Here is a 24,179-nt window from a genome sequence, read left to right as displayed (position 1 = left end):
GGGGACTTCCAGGCTAGCCGGGAAATCTGACCGATCCCTGACAAAAGCTCGGGAGGGCGCCCCCGCGAGCCATCCCCGGCGCCTGCCGGAAAGCCCGGCTCCAGGGCCTTGCGGGCGCCTCCGGAAGAGCGGCGCACCCGAGGATTTTCAATATCGTTGACATATCTTCCTGAAACAATCCGCGGCGAATCGAACCATGCCGAGGAGTGTCGAGATGGATGTCGTGCAGTTCAGCTCCAGCCCGAAAGGACATCGGGGACAGCGGGGCTTCACCCTGATCGAGATCATGGTGGTGGTGGTGATCCTCGGCATCCTCGCCGCGATGGTGGTGCCCAAGGTGCTCGACCGTCCCGACCAGGCCCGCGCCACCGCGGCGCGCCAGGACATCTCCGGGCTGATGCAGGCGCTCAAGCTCTACCGCCTCGACCAGGGCCGCTATCCGAGCCAGGCGCAGGGCTTGAAGGTGCTCGCGGAGCGCCCTGCCGATGCCTCGGCGAGCAACTGGCGCTCGTACCTGGAGCGCCTGCCCAACGACCCCTGGGGCAAGCCCTACCAGTACCTGAATCCCGGCGTGAACGGTGAGATCGACGTGTTCTCCCTCGGCGCCGACGGGCAGCCGGGCGGCGAGGGCATCAACGCCGACATCGGCTCCTGGCAGCTCTGAGCGCGCCATGAACGGTCATCGCCAGCGCGGCATGGCGATCATCAGCGCGCTGCTGATCGTCACCGTGGTCGCGGTCATAGCCGCCGGCCTGATCGCCCGCCAGAGCGCATTCATCCGCGCCCTGGAAAGCGAGCAGCTACGCATCCAGGCCGGCTGGATGCTGCGCGGCGGCCTGGAATGGAGCCGCCAGTTGCTGCTCGAGGACAGCCGCCGCGACCCGCTGACCCGCCTCGACCAGCGCTGGGCGCAACCGATGCGTGGCTTGCGTCTGAGCAGCGCCGAATTGCCGTTCAACGGCCAACTGGAAGACGAGCAGGGCAAGTTCAACCTGCGCAACCTGTTGGTCGACCAACGCCCCGATCTCCAGGAGCGAGCGAACTTCGAACGCCTCGCCGGTCTGCTCGGCGTGCGCCCGAAGGAGACGCGGCTGATCGTCGAGCGGGTACTCGATTCCTATGCACGGCTGCCCGCCGAAGCGCCGCCGGCCGAGACGCAACCCGCAGGTTTCGACAGCGGCCGCGAGACTTCGCCGGGCGCCGTGTTGCGTGCGCTTCCGGCGCGCATGCCGGCGCTCAGGCGTCTCGACGACCTGGCGCGGCTGGGCATTCCGCCGGCGACCCTGGAACGCCTGCGACCCTACGTCACCATCCTGCCCGAAACCACCTGGATCAACGGCAACACCGCGCGCGCCGAAGTGCTCGCCGCCTGTGTCCCCGGCCTCGGGCTGGACCAGGCGCGGCGGGTGCTCGGCGAGCGCGACCGGGGCCGCTGGTTCCTCAATCGCGGCGACTTCGTCAACCGCCTGAACATGCCGCAATTGCAGGCGCAGTCGGTGAAGGTCGGGATCACCAGCGACTGGTTCCTGCTCACCGCCTATGCTCGGCGCGACCGGCAAGAGGTGCGCCTGCAAGCCCTGGTGCAGCGCAAGGCCGGTGAAAGCACGGCGGTCAACTGGATGAGGGTGGGCTCATGAAGGCCGCCTGGCGTTGCCTGCTGCCGCCGCTGAGCGAGTTCGCCGAGGCGGCGCCGCTGCATTGTTTGCGCCTGGATGCGCGCGGCGCGGTGCAGGAACGAATCGAGGTCTCGCTCGCGGAACTGGCGCGGCGGCGCCAGGGGTTGCCGGTGGCGCTGTTCCTGCATCCGCGCGATTGCCGCCTGGTCAGTCTCGAACTGCCGGCGCTGCCTGCGGCGAAGCTTGCCGCCGCGGTGAACTGTGCGGCCGAGGCGCTGGTCCTCGGCGATCCGGCGCAGCTACGCCTGGCCCACGGCCCGCGCGGCGCCGACGGGCGCCTGACCTTGGGGTGGCTGGAGGCGTCGGCGCTGGCCTCGCTGGAGCAGGCCGTACAGCGGCTGCGGCTCGACGTGCGGGAGGTGCAGGCCGCGCCGTTCCTCCTGCCGTTGCGCGATGACGCTTGGGTGGCCGGCGAGTGGGACGGCCATCTGCTGTTGCGCCGCTCGCTGAGCGACGCTGTGGTCCATCCCTTGCCGGAGCAGGGCCTCGCTGAGGTCCCGCAGGAGTTGCGGCTGTTCTGGCTGGGCGAGCGACCGGCGTGGCGCTCCGCAGCCCTGGAGCGGGCCGAGGCGCTGGACGAAGCGCTGCGCTGGAGCGGGCCCGCCAGTCCGTGGGGATTGGCGCTGAAAGCGCCGGCGACGAGCGCCGGCAACGGCACCTGGAAGATGCCCCTGTTCTGCGCTGCCCTGGCCTTGCTGGTGTGGGTCGCCGGTCTGAACCTGTACGCCGGGCAACTGGCCGAGCAGGGCCAGTCCTTGCAACGGCAGAGCAGTCAACGCGTGCAGCAGGCCTTCCCGGAACTGCCGGTGGTGCTCGATCCGCTGCGCCAGGCTCGCGAGCGACGCGACGCCTATCTGGCCGGCAAGGCCGATGGCGATGCCGCACCGGGACTGGCCGCGCTGCTGCATGGCGCCGGCGAGGCGATGCCGTTCCTCGCCGGGCGCCTGCAACGACTGGACTACCACGCCGGCGAACTGGACCTGGAGCTGCTGCCGGGACCGCCAGGCGGCGATGCCGCTGCCTGGCAGGGCGAGTTGGGCAAGCACGGGTTGCAGGCCGATGCCTCCGACAAGGGCTGGCAGGTGCGCGCCATGGAAGCGCCGCCAGCGCCGGCCGCTGGCGCGGCAGACAGTGGCACTGCCGAGGCGGCTGCCGATGAAGATGAATAAGCGCCTGGCGGGCCTGCTGAATACTCCGGCGCAGCGCTGGAGTCCCCTGCTGCTGCGATTGCAGGCCTACTGGCGGCAACTGGCGCCGCGCGAGCGCAAGATTCTCGCCGGCGGTGGCCTGGCGCTATGCCTGGCGCTGACCTGGCAAGTGTTCGTCGATCCGCCGCTGGCGCGGATCGAGCATTGGCAAGCCGAACTGCCGCGCCTGCGTGCGCAGGCTGCGGCGGTGGACGGCGTGTTGCGTGAGGTCGAGGCGTTGCGCGGTCCGACCCTGAGCGGTACGGCGGACGCCGAGGCGATCCGTCGCAGCCTGCGCGATCAGGGACTCGACGGTTTCCAACTGGACGCCCCGCAACCGGGCCAATGGCAACTGGACTTCGCCAGCGTGTCCGGCGAGGCCTTGCTGCGCTGGCTGGCGCGCAGCCCGGCAGCGTTGCGCCTGAGCGTCAGCGAGGCGCAGGTGACGCGTCTCGACGCTCCTTCCGAGGAGCGCTCCGGCTCTTCGAACGAGCTGTCCGGCGGGCTGGTGTCCGCCTCGATCCATTTGCAGTCGACTTCCGCTCCCAAGGATTCCCCATGAGGCAATCAGCTTTCCACCATGCCCGGCGTCGTTGGCCTGTACTGGGCGTGGCGCTGGGCGCGCTGCTGGTCGCGGCGTGTAGCGAGACGCCGAAGGTCCCCGGCGTGCCCCCGGCCGACGAGGAAGTTGGCCGGCCGCTGAGCAGTGTCCGCTCCGGTGCGCCGTTGCGCAGCGCCGACGTCCGCGAGCGGCCCCAGGCCGAGCAGGCCCGCCGCGCGCTGAGTGCCGGACGCGGCGTAGCGCGCTCCGGTGGCGTGGCTCCGGTCTCAGCGACAGCGGCCGAACTCGGCGAGCAGCCGGTCAGCCTGAATTTCGTCGATACCGAGGTGGAAGCGGTGGTGCGCGCGCTGTCGCGCGCCACCGGCCGGCAGTTCCTGGTCGACCCGCGGGTGAAGGGCAAGCTGACCCTGGTTTCCGAAGGCCAGGTGCCGGCGCGCACCGCCTACCGCATGCTCACCAGCGCCCTGCGCATGCAGGGCTTCAGCGTGGTCGACGTCGACGGGGTCAGCCAGGTGGTGCCGGAGGCCGACGCCAAGCTGCTCGGCGGGCCGGTCTACGGCGCCGACCGGCCGGCGGCCAACGGTATGGTCACGCGGACCTTCCGCCTGCGCTACGAGAACGCGGTGAACCTGATCCCGGTACTGCGCCCGATCGTCGCGCAGAACAACCCGATCAATGCCTATCCGGGGAACAACACCGTGGTGGTCACCGACTACGCGGAAAACCTCGACCGGGTCGCCGGGATCATCGCCAGCATCGACATCCCCAGCGCCAGCGACACCGACGTGGTGCCGATCCAGAACGGCATCGCGGTGGACATCGCCAGCACCGTCTCCGAACTGCTCGACAGCCAGGGCAGCGGCGGCGCCGAGCAGGGCCAGAAGACCGTGGTGCTCGCCGACCCACGCTCCAACAGCATCGTGATCCGCTCGCCGAGCCCAGAGCGCACGCAATTGGCGCGCGACCTGATCGGCAAGCTGGACAGCGTGCAAAGCAATCCCGGCAACCTCCATGTGGTCTACTTGCGCAACGCCCAGGCGACCCGCCTGGCCCAGGCCCTGCGCGGGCTGATCACCGGCGACAGCGGCGGCGAGGGCAACGAGGGCGACCAGCAGCGCGCGCGCCTGAGCGGCGGCGGCATGCTCGGTGGCGGCAATAGCGGTACTGGTAGCCAGGGCCTGGGGAGCAGCGGCAATACCACGGGCAGCGGTTCCAGCGGGTTGGGCGGCAGCAACCGCAGCGGCGGCGCCTATGGTGCGATGGGCAGCGGCCAGGGCGGCGCCGGACCCGGTGCGATGGGCGAGGAGAACTCGGCGTTCTCCGCCGGCGGGGTCACCGTACAGGCCGACGCCACCACCAACACCCTGCTGATTTCCGCACCCGAGCCGTTGTACCGCAACCTCCGCGAAGTCATCGACCTGCTCGACCAGCGCCGCGCCCAGGTGGTGATCGAAAGCCTGATCGTCGAGGTCAGCGAAGACGACTCCAGCGAGTTCGGCATCCAGTGGCAGGCCGGCAACCTCGGCGGCAACGGCGTGTTCGGCGGGGTCAACTTCGGCCAGTCGGCGCTGAACACGGCCGGCAAGAACACCATCGACGTGTTGCCCAAGGGGCTCAACATCGGCCTGGTGGATGGCACCGTGGACATCCCCGGGATCGGCAAGATCCTCGACCTCAAGGTGCTCGCCCGGGCGCTGAAGAGCCGCGGCGGCACCAACGTCCTGTCGACCCCGAACCTGCTGACCCTGGACAACGAGTCGGCGAGCATCATGGTCGGCCAGACCATACCCTTCGTCAGCGGCCAGTACGTCACCGACGGCGGCGGTACCAGCAACAACCCGTTCCAGACCATCCAGCGCGAGGACGTCGGCCTGAAGCTGAACATCCGTCCGCAGATCTCCGAGGGAGGAACGGTCAAGCTCGACGTCTACCAGGAGGTCAGCAGCGTCGACGAGCGCGCCAGCACCGCCGCCGGGGTGGTCACCAACAAGCGCGCGATCGATACCAGCATCCTCCTCGACGACGGCCAGATCATGGTCCTCGGCGGCCTGTTGCAGGACAACGTGCAGGACAACACCGACGGCGTTCCCGGACTCTCCAGCCTCCCCGGCGTCGGCTCGCTGTTCCGCTACCAGAAGCGCTCGCGGACCAAGACCAACCTGATGGTCTTCCTGCGTCCCTACATCGTCCGCGACGCCGCCGCCGGCCGCAGCATCACCCTCAACCGCTACGACTTCATCCGCCGCGCCCAGCAGCGCGTGCAGCCGCGCCACGACTGGAGCGTCGGCGACATGCAGGCTCCGGTGCTGCCGCCGGCGCAGCAGGGCATCCCGCAGGCCGCCTACGACTTGCGCCCGAGCCCGCGGCCGCTGCGCGCGGTACCGTTGGGCGAGGCGGCGCCGCTATGAGCCTGCTGCCCTACGCCTGGGCCAAGGCGCAGCGCGCCTTGCTGCGGCCGGGCGAGCATGGCGCGACCCTGCTGGTCAGCCCGCGCACGCCCGGCTGGGCGATCAGCGAGGTGCGCCAGCGGCATGCGCCGGCCAGCCTGGAGAGCGTCCGCGACGACGAGCTCGACACCCTGCTGGCCAGCGCCTACTCCGATACCGGCAGCGCCGCGGCGGTGGTCGGCGCGGCGGAGAGCGAGGTCGACCTCGACCGCCTGATGGACGATATCCCCGAGGTTACCGACCTGCTCGACACCCAGGATGGCGCGCCAGTGATCCGCATGATCAACGCGCTGCTGACCCAGGCCGCGCGCGATGAGGCCAGCGACATCCACATCGAGCCCTTCGAGACCCATTCGGTGGTGCGCTATCGCGTCGACGGCGCCCTGCGCGACGTGGTCGCGCCGCGCAAGGCGCTGCACGCGGCGCTGGTGTCGCGGATCAAGATCATGGCGCAGCTGGATATCGCCGAGAAACGCCTGCCCCAGGACGGCCGCATCGCCTTGCGGGTAGCCGGGCGGCCGATCGACATTCGCGTCTCCACCGTGCCCACCGGCCACGGCGAACGGGTGGTGATGCGCCTGCTCGACAAGCAGGCCGGACGCCTGAGGCTGGAGACCCTGGGCATGGCTCCCGGCGTGCTGGCGCCGCTGGACAACCTGATCCGCCAGCCGCACGGCATCGTGCTGGTCACCGGGCCCACCGGCAGCGGCAAGACCACCACCCTCTACGCCGCCCTGGCGCGGCTCGACGCCAGCACCAGCAACATCCTCACCGTCGAGGACCCGGTGGAGTACGACCTGCCGGGGATCAGCCAGATCCAGGTCAACGCGCGCATCGACATGACCTTCGCCGTAGCCCTGCGGGCGATCCTCCGGCAGGACCCGGACATCATCATGATCGGCGAGATCCGCGACCTGGAGACCGCGCAGATCGCCGTGCAGGCTTCGCTCACCGGGCACCTGGTGCTGGCCACGCTGCACACCAACGACGCGGTGTCGGCAGTGACGCGGCTGGTGGACATGGGGGTCGAGCCGTTCCTGCTCGCCTCGTCGATGCTTGGCGTACTCGCCCAGCGCCTGGTGCGGCGCCTGTGCACGCATTGCCGGGTCGAAGAGGACGGCGGCTGGCGCGCGGTCGGCTGCCCGGCTTGCAACCAGACCGGCTACAGCGGGCGCACCGGCATCCACGAACTGTTCGTGATCGACGACGAGATCCGCCGCCTGGTCCACCAGGGCCGCGCCGAGCAGGATCTCCGCGAAGCCGCCCGCGCGGCCGGCATGCGCAGCATGCGCGAGGACGGCGAGCGCTGGATCGCCAGCGGCTCCACCACCCTGGAGGAAATCCTCCGCGTGACCCGGGACGCCTGATGCAGACCTTCCGTTACGAAGCCGCCGACGCCCAGGGCCGGATCGAGACCGGCACCCTGGAGGCGGACAGCCAGCGTGGCGCCCTCGGCCAACTGCGCGCCCGCGGCCTGACCCCGCTGGAGGTCCGCGAGCAGGCTGGCGGCGGGACCGGGCAAGGGGCGGGCGCGCTGTTCGCCCCGCGCCTGTCCGACGGCGACCTGGCCTGGGCCACCCGCCAGCTGGCCAGCCTGCTGGCCGCCAGCCTGCCGCTGGAGGCGGCGCTGAGCGCCACCCTCGACCAGGCCGAGCGCAAGCACATCGCCCAGACCCTGAGCGCCGTGCGCAGCGACGTGCGCGGCGGCATGCGCCTGGCCGACGCCCTTGCCGCACGGCCGCGGGACTTCCCGGAAATCTACCGGGCGCTGGTGGCTGCGGGCGAGGAGTCCGGCGACCTGGCCCAGGTGATGGAGCGCCTGGCCGACTACATCGAGGAACGCAACGCCCTGCGCGGCAAGATCCTCACCGCGTTCATCTACCCGGCGGTGGTCGGCGTGGTCTCCATCGGCATCGTCATTTTCCTCCTCGGCTACGTGGTGCCGCAGGTGGTCAGCGCCTTCTCCCAGGCGCGCCAGGACCTGCCGGCGCTGACCCGGGCGATGCTCCAGGCCAGCGACTTCGTGCGCGCCTGGGGCTGGCTCTGCGCCGGCGCCATCGGTAGCGCTTACTGGGGCTGGCGCTTGTACCTGCGCGACCCGCAGGCGCGGCTCGGCTGGCACCGGCGAGTGCTGCGCCTGCCTCTGCTCGGTCGCTTCGTGCTCGGGGTGAACACCGCGCGCTTCGCCTCCACCCTGGCGATCCTCGGCAGCGCCGGCGTACCGCTGCTGCGCGCGCTCGATGCGGCGCGCCAGACGTTGGCCAACGACTGCCTCGCGCAGGCGGTGGAGGAGGCCACCGCGCAGGTTCGCGAAGGTGTCTCGCTGGCCTCGGCGCTGCGCACGCGGCAGGTGTTCCCGCCGATCCTCACCCACCTGATCGCCAGCGGCGAGAAGACCGGTGCGCTGCCGCCGATGCTCGACCGCGCGGCGCAGACCCTGTCGCGCGACATCGAGCGCCGCGCCATGGGCATGACCGCGTTGCTCGAGCCGCTGATGATCGTGGTCATGGGCGGGGTGGTGCTGACCATCGTGATGGCGGTGCTGATGCCGATCATCGAGATGAACCAACTGGTCCAGTAGTCCGTGCCTGAACAAGCCTTTCCCGTGCTGGGCGATTAACCGCTCGCGGCTATCCGCCGTGGGGATGGGGCGTCTCAGCAGTCTTCCGAAGAGAGGTATCGGCGGATAACGCCGCTGGCGTAATCCGCCCTACGGGTGGGCTTGTGCAAGCCGGCCTTCCTCTCGCTGTCATCAACCCGTGTGGCCCCTCGCCAGGGCTCGGGTGCATGTTTCAGCGAGGTTGCCCCGAGGGCGCGCCATGGCCGTCGCGGGCCGGCCGCCGGGAGGCGCTCGCGGAACCTCGCAGGTCCCGCGAAAAGGCCCGGCGCAGAGCCTGCGAACACCCGAGGAAAGGCTGCGAAAACAATTCGATGCTCCCGAGATTTTTTCCCCGATCTGTCACCGGAACTTGCGAGTTTTATCCCCAGCGGCCCCTTCGACCGGCTAGGGATGCAAAGCCCGGCAAGCACGGCGCCGCCTCATGCAAGACGACTTCCTCAACGTACCAACACCACGATGAAAGGAGATTCTTCATGTTCAAGCGCTCTCTGATCGCTGCCTCGCTGAGCGTGGCCGCCCTCGTATCCGCCCAAGCCATGGCCGTCACCGGCGGTGGCGCTTCCCTGCCGGCCGAGCTGTACAAAGGCTCCGCCGACAGCATCCTGCCGGCCAACTTCAGCTATGCCGTGACCGGCAGCGGCACCGGCAAGAACGCTTTCCTGACCAACAACTCCTCGCTGTTCGGCACCACCGGTACCGTTCACTATGCCGGTAGCGACTCGGTCCTCAGCGGTAGCGAACTGACCACCTACAACAGCAACTACAACGGCACCTACGGTCCGCTGATCCAGATCCCGTCGGTAGCCACCTCGGTCACCGTGCCCTATCGCAAGGACGGCAACACCACGCTCAACCTGACCAGCGCCCAACTCTGCGACGCCTTCTCCGGCGCCAAGACCACCTGGGGTCAACTGCTGGGCACCACCGACAGCACGCCGATCCGCATCGTCTATCGCACCGGTAGCAGCGGCACCACCGAACTGTTCACCCGCCACCTGAACTCGATCTGCCCGACTCGCTTCGCCACCAACTCGACCTTTACCAACGCCCGTCTGCCGGCCGGCGGTACGTTGCCGAGCAACTGGGTTGGCGTCGCCGCCACTTCCACCGTGGTGTCGACCGTCAAGGCAACCAACGGCTCCCTCGGCTATGTCAGCCCGGATGCGGTGAACATCAACAGCAACGCCGAGGTTTCCCGTGTGAACGGCAACCTGCCGACCCAGGCTAACGTTTCCACTGCCCTGGGCAGCGTGGCTCCGCCGGCCAACGCCGCCGACCGTGCGGACCCCAGCAAGTGGGTTCCGGTGTTCACCAATCCGAGCGCCGGCTACTCCATCGTCGGTTACACCAACTTCGTCTTCGGCCAGTGCTACAAGGACGCCAGCGTTTCCACCGACGTCCGCGCCTTCATCAACAAGCACTACGGTGGCACTACCACCAACGCCGCAGTTGCCGCCCATGGCTTCATCCCGCTGACTCCGGCCTGGAAGAGCGCCATCGTGAGCGCCTTCTACACCGGCACCAGCGAAAACCTGGCCATCGGCAACACCAACGTCTGCAACACCAAAGGCCGCCCGTAAGCGCTTCGCCTAGGCGAATCGATACGAGGACCGGCAGCCCTATGGCTGCCGGTCTTTTTTCTTGTGGGGAACCCAGGAGGTTTTCATGCTCAAGCCAATGTTTGGCGTCGTTGCTCTGACGCTCTTGACCAGTCATACAACGCTGGGCGCTACGGTGACCGGCGGTGGTGCTTCCATGCCGGCCAAGTTGTACAAAGGTTCTGCCGACAGCATCCTGCCAATCAACTTCAGCTATGCCGCAAGCGGCAGCGGCATTGGCAAGACCGCTTTCCTGATGAATAACCCCATGCTGCTTGGCGCTACTACCGGCACCGTCCACTACATTGGTAGTGACTCGATCTTGAGTAGCAGCGAACTGAGCGCCTATTCAACCAACTATAGAGGCGCATATGGTCCACTGATCCAGATTCCATTGGCGGGTACCGCAGTAACCATTCCTTACAAGAAGCCCGACATTACCGACCTGAACCTGACCAGTGCCCAGCTCTGCGATGCCTTTTCCGGCGCCAAGGTCACTTGGGGGCAACTATTGGGGAACCCCGCCGACCGTACGCCGATTCGTATCGTCTACCAGCGGGGCGGCAGTGGAGCCACCGAGTTGCTGACCCGCCACCTGAACTCGGTCTGCCCGACTCGCTTCGCCACCAACTCGATCTTCACGAACGCCCGTCTGCCGGCCGGCGGTGCGCTGCCGAGCAACTGGGTGGCAGTACAGCCTTATGAAAGTGTCAGGAATGCCGTCGACAATGTGTCAGGCTCGATCGGCTATGAGGGGCCTGATGGTGTGGACCTGAGCGACAATTCAAAGATCGCGCGAGTGAATGGCTTGCTCCCTACTCTAGCCAATCGCGTGATCGCTGTTCGTAGCGTGGCTCCGCCGGGTGTCGCTGCAGATCGCGCCGATCCGAGCAAGTGGATACCGGTCTTCGTCAACCCGAACGCAGGCTACTCCATCGTCGGCTATACCAACTTTGTCTTTGGCCAGTGCTACAAGGATGCCACTGTTGCCGCCGACCTGCGTGCCTTCCTTACCCAGCATTATGGCGGCACCACTAAAAATAGAGCGGTAGCTGACCACCGTTTCGTACCCCTGGTCGCTTCCTGGAAGAGCGCCATCATGAGCGCCTTCATCACTGGTACCAGCGAAAACCTCGCGATCAACAATCCCTCCGTCTGCAACGGCAAAGGGCGTCCATGAGTGACCTGTCATGACGGTGGCTGAAATCCGGCTGCCGTCGTGTTTCCGTTCGCCCAGGCTCCTCGCTCCGCTCCATGAAGTTTCCATGACAAGTCTTCGGCCCACCCTCCGCCAGGCCGTCTACCAGTAACGGGCGTCGTTGCGGGCGCCCGACCGACTTCATGCTCAAGGACCCCTTCGCCATGCCGTCCCGTTCGCCGTCGTCCGCCCGTTCCTCCCGCGCGCTTTACGCGCCGCGCCTGAAGCCGCTGGCCCAGGCCATCGCCCTGCTGCTGGTCGCAGGGGGCGCCCAGGCCGCCGGTCAGCCGTTCAGCGCCGCCTGGTTCGCCGCCAAGGGCGCGGCGCAGGGCGGCGCTGCCGGGGCGCCGCGACCGGGAGCGCAGTTGCCGGGGGCGCCGCCGCCGCTGGCGCAGCAGCAGCGGGTCAACCAGCAGTTGCAGCGTTCGATGGCCAACCTGAACAACACCGTCGCCGCCATTGCCGCCCAGCAGGCCGCCCAGGCCGCCGGACGCCAGGCGGCGCTGAACCTCCCGCAGGATGTTCCGGACGGACTCGGCGAGGGCGGCCTCAAGGTCGACGCCTCGCTGCCGTTCGAGCAGGCCTGGCAGAACGCCAAGGGACCGGTGCAGACCCAGGCCGGCGGCAAGACCACGGTGAGCATCGAGCAGACCGCCGACAAGGCGGTGCTCAACTGGGAGACCTTCAACGTCGGCCGCAACACCACCGTGGACTTCCAGCAGCACGCCGACTGGGCGCTGCTCAACCGGGTCAACGACCCCAGCGCGCGGCCCAGCCAGATCCAGGGGCAGATCAAGGCCGACGGCACGGTGATGCTGGTCAACCGCAACGGCGTGGTGTTTTCCGGCAGCAGCCAGGTGGACGTGCGCAACCTGACGGTGGCGGCGGCGAACATCTCGGACGAACAGTTCCGTCAGCGCGGCCTCTACTACGACAACGCCGGCAGCCGTCCGACCTTCACCGACGCGGCCGGCGCCGTGCGCGTGGAGCAGGGCGCACAGTTGCGTACGGCAGCGCCGTCCGGCTCGACCAGGGGCGGCGGCTACGTCCTGCTGCTCGGCAGCGAGGTGGACAACGCCGGCAGCATCGTCACGCCGAAGGGGCAGACGGTCCTGTCCGCCGGCGACAGCTTCGTCATCCGCCGTGGCCAGGGCACCGACGGCAACCTGACCTCCACCACCCGCGGCAACGAGGTGCTGCCGGGCTTCGCCGCCGACAGCAGTGCCGGCCGGGTACGCAACAGCGGCCTGGTGCAGGCCGCCACCGGCGATATCAGCCTCAGCGGCCGCGAGGTGGAGCAGGCCGGTGTATTGCTTTCCAGCAGTTCGGTGGACAGCCGCGGCACCCTGCACCTGAAGGCCAGCGAGCGGATCACCCTGGCCGAAGGCGCCACCAGCGCGATCCTGGTGGATAGCAGCGGCAGCGCCGCCCTCGACAGCCAGCGCGAGGCCTTGCTCAAGCCGTTGAACGGCTCCAGTGCCGCTGTCAGTCGGGGCGACGACGACCGCCGCGTCCTGTCGCGGGTGGAGATCGACTCCGCCGGCAGCGTCGATTTCCGCGACGGCTCCATCACCCTCGCCAGCGGTGGCCAGGTGGCGGTCAACGCTGGCCAGCGCGCGCTGCTGCGCGACGGCGCGGTGATCGATGTCTCCGGCGCGCAAGGCGTGCAGGTGGCGATGGAGACCAACAGCATCAAGGTCAACGTGCGCGGCAACGAGCAGCGCGACGCCTCGGTCAACCGCGAGGGCGGCGGTCTGAACAGCCAGGACGTGTGGGTCGACGTGCGCGACCTGGTACGGGTGCCTGCCGGCACCAACGGCTATGCCAGCGACCGCTGGTACACCGCTGGCGGCCTGCTGGAGGTCGGTGGCTACCTGGGCACCCAGGGCCACTCGGCGGGCGAGTGGATGGCCCAGGGCGGCATCGTCAGTTTCACCGGCAACGACGTGGTGACCCAGGCCGGTTCACAGATCAACCTGTCCGGCGGAACCCTCGATGTGCAGGGCGGCTACATCCGCCAGACCTGGCTGAAGGGGTCGGACGGACGCCTCTACGAACTCGGCTCGGCGCCGGGTGACCTGCTCTACGACGGCATCTACCGCGGCTACGAGGCACACAGCGAGCGCTGGGACCAGACCCGTTATTTCTACAATCCGCTGATCGCGCCGACCCAGCGCTACGAGAACGGCTACAGCGTTGGCCGCGACGCCGGCAGTCTGGTGATCGGCAGCGCCAATGCGCGGCTCGACGGCCAGGTGGTCGGCGATACCTATCGCGGCGAGCGGCAGACCGAAGCGCCACAGGCCGGCCTGGACGGCTACAACCAGTCGCAGAATGCCGTGGCGCGCGGCGCGCAGCTGGTCGTCGGGCGCTACACCCCCTACTACGTGAAGAGCAGCGGCCTGCTGGAGTACGCTCTCGGCGCCGATGCCGGCAGCCTCAAGCAGGTGGTCATCGGTGCCGGCGAGGTGGCGGCCGAGGAGCCGACCCTGGACGCTCCGGTGGCCGCCGAGCGCCAGGGCCGCCTGAGCCTGGACAGCGAACTGCTCAACGGCTTCCAGCTGGGCGGCCTGAAGGTGGCGGCCGGCGAGAGCATCCGCGTCGACAGCGCGCTGACCCTGGCCAATGGCGGCGAGGCGATCCTGTTCGCCAACGACGTGGCGATCGACGCCGACATCACCGCTCATGGCGGCAGCCTGCAGGCCGGCAACGTACTGGCGCAGATTTCCCCGAACGGGACGATCGATGGTTTCGTCGATGCCGGCCGCGAAGCCGGCATCTTGCGCGTGGGCGATGGTGTACGACTGGATGCCAGCGGCTTGTGGAGCAACCTGCTGCTGGCGCCGGAGGACAACGATACGTTGGCCTACCGCGACGGCGGACGGATTTCCCTGCGCAGCGGCGGCGACCTGAGCCTGGGACAGGGCAGTCTGCTCGACGTGTCGTCCGGGGCGGCGCTGCTGGCCGACGGCAAACGACTGGGCGGACGCGGCGGCGACATCGCCTTGCACGCCAGTGCCGGGCTGGCGCAGGCCAGCGATGGCCAATTGCAGTTGGGCGGCACATTGAATGGTCTCGGCACGAGTGGCGCCGGCACGCTGTCGCTGCAGAGCGGCAAGGTGCGGATCGGCGGCGGCGACCTCGGGGATGGCAGCCTGCAACTGGCCGAAGATTTCTTCCAGCAGGGCTTCGCCAGCTACCGGGTGGTCGGTCGCTCCGGATTGACGGTAGCCGAGGATGCCCAGGTGCGGGTCGCGCGGCCGGTCTACCGTTTCGCCAGCGGGGCCGGCGAGGTCGCGGCTGGCGAGGCGCCGCGAGAGGCGCTGGAGGCCTGGATACCGCCGCTGTACCTGGAGGATGCCTTGGCCGGACGCTTGGTCCAACGCGAAGGGGCGGACCTGTACCTGCAGGCAGGCGGCGACGGCAATATCCTCGGGCAGCTCGATCCCGCCAGCCAGACGCTGGAGCTGGGGCGCGGTTCGCTGGTCGAGGTCGATCCGGGGCGCGCCATCGTCCTGCGCGGTCCCGGACAGATCACCTTGGATGGCACTCTGAACGCTTGGGGCGGACGCATCGACGTGCGCCAGCAGCAGTTCGGCGCGCTCGACGTTACCCAGGACAATCAGCCCAAGGCGCAAGGCCAGCCCCATGCACGCTCCATCTGGATTGGAGAGCAGGCATTGCTGGATGTTGCCGGCCGCGCTGTCACTGCCGTGGATGGGCGCGGTCGCCGCTATGGAGAAGTACAGTCCGGCGGCAGCATCGTCATCGGCGGCGAGATCGATCCGGGCAAGGCGATCGCGACCTCGGCGGATGCGTTCGTCATCGTACGCCCCGGTGCACGACTGGAGGCCTCCGGCAGCCAGGCACAGCTGGATGTACCGGGACTGGGAAGGGTTTTGCTGACCGGCGACGGCGGGCGCATCGCTCTCAGTTCCTACAATGGGCTGTATCTAGACGGCTCGTTGCGCGCCGCAGCCGGCGGCTCGGGAGCGGCGGGCGGCAGCCTGGAGATCATTGCGGACGCTCCCCTGTACCAAGGTTTTACTGTCGTGGATGACCGGGTATTGGCCATGCGCGAGCTGATCCTGACGGCAGGGCATGCCGATTCGGGATTACCGACCTTGCTGCAACCGGGAATGGACGATTCGGCTCTGCGCTATGGCCAGAGCCGAGTTGGGACGCAGTCGCTGACGGGCGGCGGATTCGACCAACTTTCGTTGTTCAGCAACGGTCCGCTGTCGTTCGAGGGGAACATCGATCTTGCGATGGGGCGCAGCCTGAATCTGTACGCGGGGACGATAGCCGCCACAGGTGGCGGGCCGAGCGAGGTGAAGTTGCAGGCGCCCTATGTCCGCCTTTCCGGCATCGGGATGTATGGGCAGCAGGCCTCTGGCGAGTTTCGTCCGCGTCTCACGTACGGGCCGACCGCGACAGCGGAGCAGGTTCGCTTGCAGGTTTCTGCCGGGCGCCTGCTGGATATCGCCGGGCGCTTGTCATTCGGTAGCGACGGGGTGATCAATGGGGTCAACGCAGAGGCTGTCCGCTATCAGCGACCAGGTTTCGAGAAGGTAACGCTGCGCAGCGAGGGCGACCTGCGTTTCGCTGGCGACTATCCAGAGAATGGCGATCCGTCGGGGCGCTTGATAACCCACGGCGATCTGCAACTGACTGCGGCCCAACTCTATCCGGTGACGGGAGCGAGTTCGACCCTCTATGCCGGGTATGGACTGGATGAGAGGGGGCAGGCCGTCTTCGATGCCGAACGGCATTTGGCTATCGAACGTAGCGGCGAGTCCTTGCCGGACACTCCGCTGTCGGTATTCGGCAGTCTGGCGTTCATGGCATCGAATATCGAGCAGGGTGGCGTGGTGCGTGCGCCGCTGGGGCTCATCCAGTTCGGCAGCAATCTGGATCGTGCCCCGGGCACGGTAAGGTTGTTGCCGGGTAGCCTGACCTCGGTCAGCGGCGCTGAGCTGGTCATGCCCTATGGAGGCACGACCGATGGGATCAACTATCTGGTCAACCAGGTCCCCATTCAACTGACCGGTGCCGGGGGCGCTCTCGCTGCTGGGACACTGGTTGCGGGAGTCGGCCTTTATGCCAGCGAGGTCGATGTGCAACAGGGGGCGCGGCTGGACCTGTCCGGCGGCGGCGAACTCGCGGGGGCTGGATTCATCTCCGGCAGAGGGGGTTCGACCGATGCGCGTTTTCATCCCCTGGTGCAGCAGGACAATGATGGGTTCCGTCTGCCGGAGCTGTCCAGCAACCCGGTGTATGCCATCGTACCTGGACACCAAGCCGTTAGTGCGCCATTGGGCGGCGAGGCGGGCGCCATCCAGCCGTTGGTCGGGCAACAGGTCACCATCGGGGATGGCGTTCCCGGCCTGGCCGCCGGTACCTACACCTTGCTGCCTTCGACCTATGCCCTGTTGCCGGGCGCTTTCCGCGTCGAGATCAACGGTCTGGCGGGGCAAGGCGCGCCCATGGCGACGCAGGGGTTGCGCAATGGCTCCTGGGCGACGTCCGGGCAGTTGTCGATTGCCGGCACGTCCATCCGCGACAGTCTGAGCCGTCAGGTCATCCTGTCTTCCGCCGATACGCTGCGCCGCTACTCGCAGTACAACGAAATGAGCTATGCGGATTTCATTCGCGCCGATGCCGCGCGCAAGAACATCCCCAGAGCGATGTTGCCAGTGGATGCCAGATCCCTCTACCTGGGATTGCGCGCGGATGAGGAGCTTCGGGAAAACGCCCTGAGCTTCGAGGGGAAGGTCGACTTCACGCCGGAAGAAAGCGGATATGGCGGCAGCCTCATCGTGGATGCCGAGGCGGGCATCGAGATTCTGCCTGAAGGTGGGCTGCCCGACTCCGATTTCGCTGGCGTGTCGTTGGTTGCGGACGATCTGAATGCAATAGGCGCCAGCCGTATCGCCATTGGCACGCTGCCCTACGTCGAATACGGCGAGCAAGGAAACTTCGTCCAGTTCGGCGGGAGCAACCGGCTCTTTCCCGTTGTGCTGCGAAAGGGCGCGCACCTTTCCGCACCGGAGGTGATCATTGGCAGGGATATCACCCTTGAAGGTGGGAGTGGCATCAGCACTCTGGGGAAAGGCAAGACTGCATACGATTCGTCCGATGGTTTCATCTATCAACCCGGCGGCCGTAACCTGCTGCTCTTGTCCAACGGATGGCTGAACCTGCTGGCACCCGCAGCGGATAGCTCGTTACCGGTTCGTCTCGGAGGTTGTGCGGAAGGGGCGGGCTGCGCCGACACCGAACTCTATTCGGAGGGCACTCTGGGTATCGCCACCAATGGTACGGTGACGTTTGGCGACAACGTTCGTTACGGGACACGCAATCTCAGCCTGGCGCTGAGTACGATCAATATCGGCTCCAGCCAGTCGCTGGCCGACGCGGCCGCTCGCGGCGTGTTGCCGAACGGCCTGGCGCTGGACCAGACGGTGCTCCAGCGCCTGCTGCGCGGCGAGCGCGGGGCGGGTATTCCGGCCCTGGAAAACCTGATCCTCAGCGCCCGCGATGCGGTCAACATATACGGTAGCGTCAGCCTCGACACCTACGACCCGGCCACCGGCAAATCCAGCCTGGCCAACCTGGTGCTGGGCACCCCGGCCATCTACGGCCATGGCACCGGCGAGGATGTCGCCAGCATTCGCACCGCCAGCCTGGTCTGGAGCGGCTCCAGCCAGCCGGCCGCAGCACCGGTCGCCGGCGGCGCCGGTAGCGGTAGCGGAACCCTGCGGGTGGATGCCGAGCGCATCACCCTGGGCTACGGCGCGAATACCCAGCCGGCCGGCGAGACCGACGAGGCACGCCTGGCGCTGGGCTTCGCCGAGGTGCAACTGAACGCCAGCGAGCGGATCAGCGCCAACCACAAGGGCAGCTTGCGGGTCTACCAGCGCCTGGACGGCTACGTCGCCGGCGAAGGCCTGCGCTACAGTGGCGGCGACCTGCGCCTGAGCACGCCGTTGCTGACCGGCGAGGCCGGCTCGCTGAGTCGGATCAGCAGCGGCGGTAGCCTCAGCCTGGCGGCGCCGGCGGGCGCTGCCGCGGTGACCTTCGACAGCGGCACCGCCGGGCTTGGTGCCGAGTTGTCCCTCAGCGCCCGCGAGATCCGCCTGGATAGCGCGGTCTCGCTACCCAGCGGCAAGCTGAGCCTGAGCGCCGAAGACGACCTGGAGCTGGGCGATGGCGCGCGCATTGACCTGGCCGGACGCAAGGCCAGCTTCAACGATGTGGATAAATACAGCTGGGGTGGCGACCTGCTGCTGAGCAGTCGCGCCGGCGACATCCGCCAGGCCGCCGGTTCGCTGATCGACCTGTCGGCGCGCAACAACCGCGGCGGTACCCTGAGCGCCGTGGCGTTGGCCGAGGACGCCGGGGTGGTGGACCTGCAGGGCCGCATACTGGGTGGCGCCAGCGGCGACTACGATGCCGGCGGCACCCGCGTGCCGTTCCTCGGTGGCGAGCTGGAGATCCGCGCCCAGCGCCTGGGCGATGGCGGCAGCCTGAGCGAGCAGTTCACCGCCTTGAACCAGCGCCTGAACCAGGGCGAGGTCTTCGGCGCGCGGCGCTTCCAGCTCAAGCAAGGCGACCTGCAGATCGGCGACGGCCTGAAGGCGCATCGCATCGAGGTGTCCCTCGACAATGGCCAGCTCGGCGTGAGCGGAACGGTGGACGCCAGCGGCGCGCAGGTCGGCGAGATCCGCCTGGCCGGCGGCCGCGGCCTGAGCCTGGGTGGCAACGCGCTGCTGGATGCGCATGGAAGCCTGCTGCGGCGCGACAGCTACGGGCAGATCATCGACAGCCCGAACCGGGCGATGGTCGAGCTGAGTTCCGGCAGCGGCACCTTGGTCCTGGCCGGCGGCGCGCGCATGGACCTGCGCCATGGCACCGCGGCGCCAGCGGAACAGGTTGATGGCGTCGCCCGTGGCACGTTGGAGTTGAACGCGCCACGCCTGGGCGGGGTCAGCGCCGGCGACATCGCCATCGATGCCAGCGGCGCGCTGGATATCCGCGGCGCCGGCAGCATCGCCCTGAACGCGATGCAGCGTTACGACGATGCGCCCTGGGGCAACGATCCGGCGGCCGGCGGGCGGTCCTACCAGGTGATCGACCAGGCTTACCTCGATGCGCGGCATGCCGAGAGCAGCGCGTTCATCGCCGCGGCGCTGGCCAACCGCGAGTTGCTCGACGGCAAGCTGGCCGGACTGACCAATGCCACCTACGCGGATGCTTTCCACCTGCGTCCAGGGGTGGAGATCGTCAGCGCAACGGCGGACGGCGATCTGGTGGTGCAGGGCGATCTCGATCTGTCCGGCTACCGCTACGCCAGCCTCAATCCGAACACGCCGCTGACCGAGGTCTACGGTTCCGGCGAGGTCGGCGCGCTGGTGCTGCGCGCCGGCGGTGACCTGAACCTCTACGGCAGTATCAACGACGGCTTCGCGCCGCCGCCGGACTCGCCGGACGACAAGGGCTGGATCCTCACCCCGGGAGTGCAGCCGTTCGGTGGCGACCTGGTGGTTCCCGGCCCGGGCGTGGTGCTCGGCGACGGTACCGCGTTCCTCGGCGGCCGCACCCTCAACTACGACCTGCCGATCAAGGGCACCACCCTGGCCGCCGGCACCCGTCTGGCCACCGAGGCGGTACTCGAACAGCCCTATACCCTGGCCGCCGGCAGCGTGCTGGTAGCGGACATCCACGATGCCGCCGGCAACCTGCTGTACGCCGCGGGCAGCCTGCTGCGCGACGGGGTGACGCTGGAGGTCGGCAGCCGGCTGGGTGCCGGTACCCTGCTGGCTGCACCGGCCAGCGTGCAGGCGATGACCTGGCCTGCGGGCGTGCCCTTGCCGAGCATCCTGCGCGAGGGGCCAAGCAGACCCAATGTCCTGCTGCTCAATGGAGAGCTGGCCTTGGCACGTGGTTCTCTGATCCCTTCGCAGACCGAGGTGGTACTGGCTGGCGATGCGCCTTTCATCGAATTGCGGCCCAGCGACGGTGTCCGCCAGGGACGCAACTGGGCATTGGCCGAGATGCTGCCGGCCGGTAGCCAGTCCTGGTCCATGCGCCTGGTCGCCGGTGCCGATCTCGCGGCTGCCGACAACCGTCTGGTGCGTCCGGACTCCTCGGCCAGCCTGAACCTGGCCGATACGCACTATCAGGCGAAGATCGAACAGAGCTCGGGAGGGCTGGTGTTCACCGATCAGGCTACCGACTGGGGGATCACCCCGGGAACTCCGGTCGACGAGAGCAATGAATGGATCTGCGGGCTGGGGCCGTATTGTGCCGAGCCTCCCCGCTGGACCTGGGCGCCCGGCAATTACCTGGGCATGCCTGCTGGTACGGCGATCGGCGAGGGCGATCTGTGGTGGTGCAGTGTCGATCCGTCCCTGTGTATCGAGAATCTCGGCAAAACCGTGGTCACACCGCAGAACCAGTTGTTCAGTGTGCTGCGCACCGGCACTGGCGATCTTGACCTGGCCAGTGCCGGTAACCTTACGCAATGGTCGCCGTACGGCGTCTATACCGCCGGAACGCAGGCCGCCGATGTCGCGACGGGATTCAATCAGCCTCGCGGTCTGTTCAATGGGTCGGTACTGGGCGCCGGTGGCGCGGATTACGAAGTGCTCTCAACCAGCCAGTACCAGGCCTGGTATCCGGAACATGGCGGCAACCTCGATATCGCCGTTGGCGGTGATGTGGTTGGCGATCAATGGGCCGAGAAACTGACAAGTAGCGATCCCATTCGCCCCTTGCCCCCCAGCGCTGCAGTCGGCAACTGGCTCTGGCGCCAGGGCAGCGCCGATAGGGAAGGAGTGCCGACGGCCTGGTGGGTCAATTTCGGCAGCTATGTGCGTGGCGCGGAGGGAGATGCTCCCTATCTGGTCGGCTTCACCGGTTTCGGCACTCTGGGAGGCGGCAATCTCAGCATGCGAACCGGAGGTGATGCCGGCAATATCGCGCCACGCGGAGATGGTTCGATACCTTCGTCCGGTAACCTTAATCCGCGCAGCCAGGGACTGGTCTTGGCGGTTGCCGGCACTGGCCGGCTCACCTCCGACGGCGCGCTGCAACTTGGCGGCGGCGGTGACCTGAATGTGAGAATTGGCGGGGAGGTGAACCCGAGCCGGGAGGCGCGGGCTACCCAGACCTACTCGAGTTCGGGGTTTGACGGTCTTTACAGCGGCGGCACCATTCACGATCTGCAGGGGGCCCTCATCAATCTGCGCGGTTCCGCGAGCTTGTACAGTGGTGCGCTGGGAGGCATCGATCCTCGCTACGACACTCTACTGCGGGACCCCGCCGAAGTGCGCAGCAGGGATGCGTTCAGCCCGACGCTGGCTAGCTCCACGGGCGGCCTCACCCTGGTGGCCGGAGATACTGGCATGCGTCTGGAAACCCGTGGCGACCTGGTCCTGGGCGGGGTGACTGATCCCGGTAGGGTGGGGGTGCCGAATACCGTTGGCTTCACGGCTCCCGATGGCAGCGTCTACCAAGGGGGCGGAATCGGTTGGTTCAGTCTCTGGACTGCACACACCTCGATCGATCTGTTTGCGGCGGGCGGCAACCTGACGCCCAGCACCCAATTGGTCGAGGCAACCAACGCTATTCCCATGGCAGGCCGAAACCTGTCGCCTAGCGATGGGCGATTCATCTATCCATCGATAGTACGTGCGGCTGCCCCGGAAGGAAGTATCTATCTCGGTCCTTCCAGCGGTTACATGGGAGGCGTGAGCCTGAATGTCTCGACCACTCCCTACTCCTTGTTACTGGCACCGTCGCTCAACGGTGAACTGGAGTTGCTGGCTGGAGACTCCATTTATGCCGGTGGCTATTCGGTGCAACGCTCAGGTGCCGATCCTGCGAACCTGCCATCGATCTGGACGCCGGCATTTGCCGGCTACTCCGATGCCGCGCTGCTCAACCCGATAGCCGGCAACGGCAGTCCGGACGGGAATCCGGCCGTCATTGGCGGATTGCCTCTGTTCTACTTCGGCCCCGATAGCGCTGCGAGCCTGGCGCGCGATCTGCAACCGGCGCGTTTCTATGCGTTGACAGGAGATATCGTCGGGCTCAATAGCGGTGCGCAGATTCGTTTCGGCGAGCAGGCGGGGAACCGCGCCGGGCAAACCTGGTATGAAGGTGCCGGTCCCGTCTGGATGCGCGCCGGGCGCGACATCGTTGCCTCCGGAACCCCATTGGGACAGCGTATCAGCGCTCCCAGTCAGATCAGTACGGATGCCTCGTTCACCGGCAACCTCTTCGTCCACGACGACCCCAACGACCTCTCGCTGGTCCAGGCCGGCCGCGACATCCTCTACGGCAACTTCAACGTCGCCGGCCCCGGTACCCTGGAGATCAGCGCCGGGCGCAACATTCTCATGGAGGATCGCGCGGCGATCACCAGTCTCGGCGCGGTGGTGCCGGGCGACAGCCGGCCGGGTGCCGATATCGTGCTCCAGGCCGGCGCGGCGGGGGCCGACTATCAGGCCTTCCTCGAGCGCTACCTGGATCCGGCCAACCTGGCGCAGGGCGGCACCCCGCTGGCCGAGCAGCCGGGCAAGGTGGTCAGGACCTACGAAAGCGAGTTGGCCAAGTGGTTGAACGAGCGCTTCGGCTTCGCCGGCGACGCGGAACAGGCCCAGGCGTTCTTCGCCGGCCTGCCCGCCGAGCAGCAGCGGATCTTCGCCCGCCAGGTGTACTTCGCCGAACTCAGGGCCGGCGGCCGCGAGTACAACGAAGTCGGCGGGGTACGCCAGGGTAGCTACCTGCGCGGGCGCAACGCGATCGCCGCGCTGTTCCCCGAGCGCGATCCGGCGGGCAATCCGATCAGCTACGAAGGCGATATCGTCATGTATGGCGGTGCCGGCGTGCACACTGACTTCGGCGGCGACATCCAGTTGCTTAGCCCCGGCGGGCGCCAGGTGTTCGGTATCGAGGGCGAGGCGCCGCCGTCCACCGCAGGCATCGTCACCCAGGGCCAGGGCAATATCCAGGCCTATTCGCGGGACAGCATCCTGCTCGGCCAGAGCCGCATCATGACCACCTTCGGCGGCAGCATATTGGCCTGGTCGGCGGAAGGCGACATCAACGCCGGTCGCGGTTCCCAGACCACCGTGGTGTACACCCCGCCGCGGCGCATCTACGACGCCTGGGGCAACGTCAGCCTGTCGCCACAGGTGCCCAGCACCGGCGCCGGTATCGCCACCCTCAACCCGATTCCCGAAGTGGCGCCGGGCGACATCGACCTGATCGCCCCGCTCGGCACCATCGATGCCGGCGAGGCGGGCATCCGGGTCTCCGGCAACGTCAACGTGGCGGCGCTGCAGGTGGTCAACGCGGCGAACATCCAGACCCAGGGCCAGTCCAGCGGCATTCCGCTGGTGGCTTCGGTGAATACCGGGGCGTTGACCTCCGCCAGCGCCGCGGCGAGTTCCGCGACCCAGGCGGCGGAGGACGTCAGTCGCCAGCAGCAGGCCGCCGCGCGGCAGCGCATGCCGTCGGTGATCACGGTGCAGGTGCTCGGGTTCGGCAACGAGCGCCTGGAGCCTTCGCGCGACGGCGCCAGTCGTTCGCCGGGCTACAACCCGGACAGCGCCGTGCAGGTGCTCGGCGCCGGAGCCCTCGGCGAACAGGCGCGCAGCCAATTGACCGATGAAGAGCGCGGCAACCTGATCCTGTAAGGCACCGCCGCGGAGGCACGATACCCGCCAGGCCCTCCCCACGGAGGGCCCTTTTTTTGCGAACTTCCGAGGCGCTGGTCGATTCTCGGGTGAATGCCCGTTCGTCCCCGCCGGTGGCGCGCGAATGGCCGGCCGCATGAAGTTTTCATGACAAAAGTTCGGTGGTGCGGCGGGGTTGCCGTCA

10 protein-coding genes are annotated in these 24,179 nt (G+C 67.9%); all 10 read left to right on the top strand.

The window, feature by feature from the left end; genetic code table 11:
• Positions 1 to 214 precede the first annotated feature (214 nt).
• The 10 genes from gspG to HMPREF2716_RS09950 all read left to right on the top strand — a co-directional run bounded on the left by gspG (position 215) and on the right by HMPREF2716_RS09950 (position 23,995).
• The gene (gene gspG, locus HMPREF2716_RS09995; protein ID WP_003085349.1) at positions 215 to 664 is read left to right on the top strand and encodes a type II secretion system major pseudopilin GspG; all 450 of its coding nucleotides are present in this window, start codon (positions 215 to 217) and stop codon (positions 662 to 664) included.
• A gap of 7 nt (positions 665 to 671) precedes the next feature.
• Positions 672 to 1,637, top strand: a complete 966-nt coding sequence (gene gspK / locus HMPREF2716_RS09990) for a type II secretion system minor pseudopilin GspK (RefSeq protein ID WP_003106847.1) — start codon at positions 672 to 674, stop codon at positions 1,635 to 1,637.
• Positions 1,634 to 2,845, top strand: coding sequence for a type II secretion system protein GspL (gene gspL / locus HMPREF2716_RS09985; RefSeq protein ID WP_016253830.1), 1,212 nt, complete (start codon positions 1,634 to 1,636; stop codon positions 2,843 to 2,845). Before gspK ends, gspL begins: the two co-directional genes overlap by 4 nt.
• Positions 2,832 to 3,425: a type II secretion system protein M gene (locus HMPREF2716_RS09980; RefSeq protein ID WP_003112724.1), complete on the top strand. Its 594-nt coding sequence runs from the start codon at positions 2,832 to 2,834 to the stop codon at positions 3,423 to 3,425. The genes gspL and HMPREF2716_RS09980 overlap by 14 nt, the downstream gene beginning before the upstream one ends.
• Positions 3,422 to 5,833, top strand: a complete 2,412-nt coding sequence (gene gspD, locus HMPREF2716_RS09975; RefSeq protein ID WP_009315212.1) for a type II secretion system secretin GspD — start codon at positions 3,422 to 3,424, stop codon at positions 5,831 to 5,833. Before HMPREF2716_RS09980 ends, gspD begins: the two co-directional genes overlap by 4 nt.
• Positions 5,830 to 7,239, top strand: a complete 1,410-nt coding sequence (gene gspE, locus HMPREF2716_RS09970) for a type II secretion system ATPase GspE (protein WP_003112722.1) — start codon at positions 5,830 to 5,832, stop codon at positions 7,237 to 7,239. The genes gspD and gspE overlap by 4 nt, the downstream gene beginning before the upstream one ends.
• The gene (gspF, locus tag HMPREF2716_RS09965) at positions 7,239 to 8,453 is read left to right on the top strand and encodes a type II secretion system inner membrane protein GspF (RefSeq protein WP_003112721.1); all 1,215 of its coding nucleotides are present in this window, start codon (positions 7,239 to 7,241) and stop codon (positions 8,451 to 8,453) included. Before gspE ends, gspF begins: the two co-directional genes overlap by 1 nt.
• A 512-nt stretch (positions 8,454 to 8,965) precedes the next feature.
• Positions 8,966 to 10,072 (top strand): alkaline phosphatase LapA, encoded by a 1,107-nt coding sequence (gene lapA, locus HMPREF2716_RS09960; RefSeq protein WP_003112123.1) that lies wholly within the window; start codon positions 8,966 to 8,968, stop codon positions 10,070 to 10,072.
• An 85-nt stretch (positions 10,073 to 10,157) separates the two neighbouring features.
• A complete protein-coding gene (locus tag HMPREF2716_RS09955) occupies positions 10,158 to 11,270 on the top strand; it encodes a substrate-binding domain-containing protein (RefSeq protein WP_070621876.1) in 1,113 nt (370 codons plus the stop codon).
• A 182-nt stretch (positions 11,271 to 11,452) separates the two neighbouring features.
• Positions 11,453 to 23,995, top strand: coding sequence for a filamentous hemagglutinin family protein (locus HMPREF2716_RS09950; protein WP_070621880.1), 12,543 nt, complete (start codon positions 11,453 to 11,455; stop codon positions 23,993 to 23,995).
• Positions 23,996 to 24,179: the final 184 nt, after the last annotated feature.

Origin of the sequence: Pseudomonas sp. HMSC076A11 (genome assembly GCF_001810205.1) — a bacterium.
Lineage (GTDB): Bacteria > Pseudomonadota > Gammaproteobacteria > Pseudomonadales > Pseudomonadaceae > Pseudomonas > Pseudomonas aeruginosa.
The sequence above is the reverse complement of the archived record's forward strand: the minus strand, read 5'-3'. Positions and strand labels throughout refer to the sequence as shown.

What these genes read in the sequence shown, in the direction of transcription:
- gspG (WP_003085349.1), top strand. Translation starts at nt 215, where the DNA reads ATGGATGTCGTGCAGTTCAGCTCCAGCCCGAAAGGACATCGGGGACAG.
- gspK (WP_003106847.1), top strand. Translation starts at nt 672, where the DNA reads ATGAACGGTCATCGCCAGCGCGGCATGGCGATCATCAGCGCGCTGCTG.
- gspL (WP_016253830.1), top strand. Translation starts at nt 1,634, where the DNA reads ATGAAGGCCGCCTGGCGTTGCCTGCTGCCGCCGCTGAGCGAGTTCGCC.
- HMPREF2716_RS09980 (WP_003112724.1), top strand. Translation starts at nt 2,832, where the DNA reads ATGAAGATGAATAAGCGCCTGGCGGGCCTGCTGAATACTCCGGCGCAG.
- gspD (WP_009315212.1), top strand. Translation starts at nt 3,422, where the DNA reads ATGAGGCAATCAGCTTTCCACCATGCCCGGCGTCGTTGGCCTGTACTG.
- gspE (WP_003112722.1), top strand. Translation starts at nt 5,830, where the DNA reads ATGAGCCTGCTGCCCTACGCCTGGGCCAAGGCGCAGCGCGCCTTGCTG.
- gspF (WP_003112721.1), top strand. Translation starts at nt 7,239, where the DNA reads ATGCAGACCTTCCGTTACGAAGCCGCCGACGCCCAGGGCCGGATCGAG.
- lapA (WP_003112123.1), top strand. Translation starts at nt 8,966, where the DNA reads ATGTTCAAGCGCTCTCTGATCGCTGCCTCGCTGAGCGTGGCCGCCCTC.
- HMPREF2716_RS09955 (WP_070621876.1), top strand. Translation starts at nt 10,158, where the DNA reads ATGCTCAAGCCAATGTTTGGCGTCGTTGCTCTGACGCTCTTGACCAGT.
- HMPREF2716_RS09950 (WP_070621880.1), top strand. Translation starts at nt 11,453, where the DNA reads ATGCCGTCCCGTTCGCCGTCGTCCGCCCGTTCCTCCCGCGCGCTTTAC.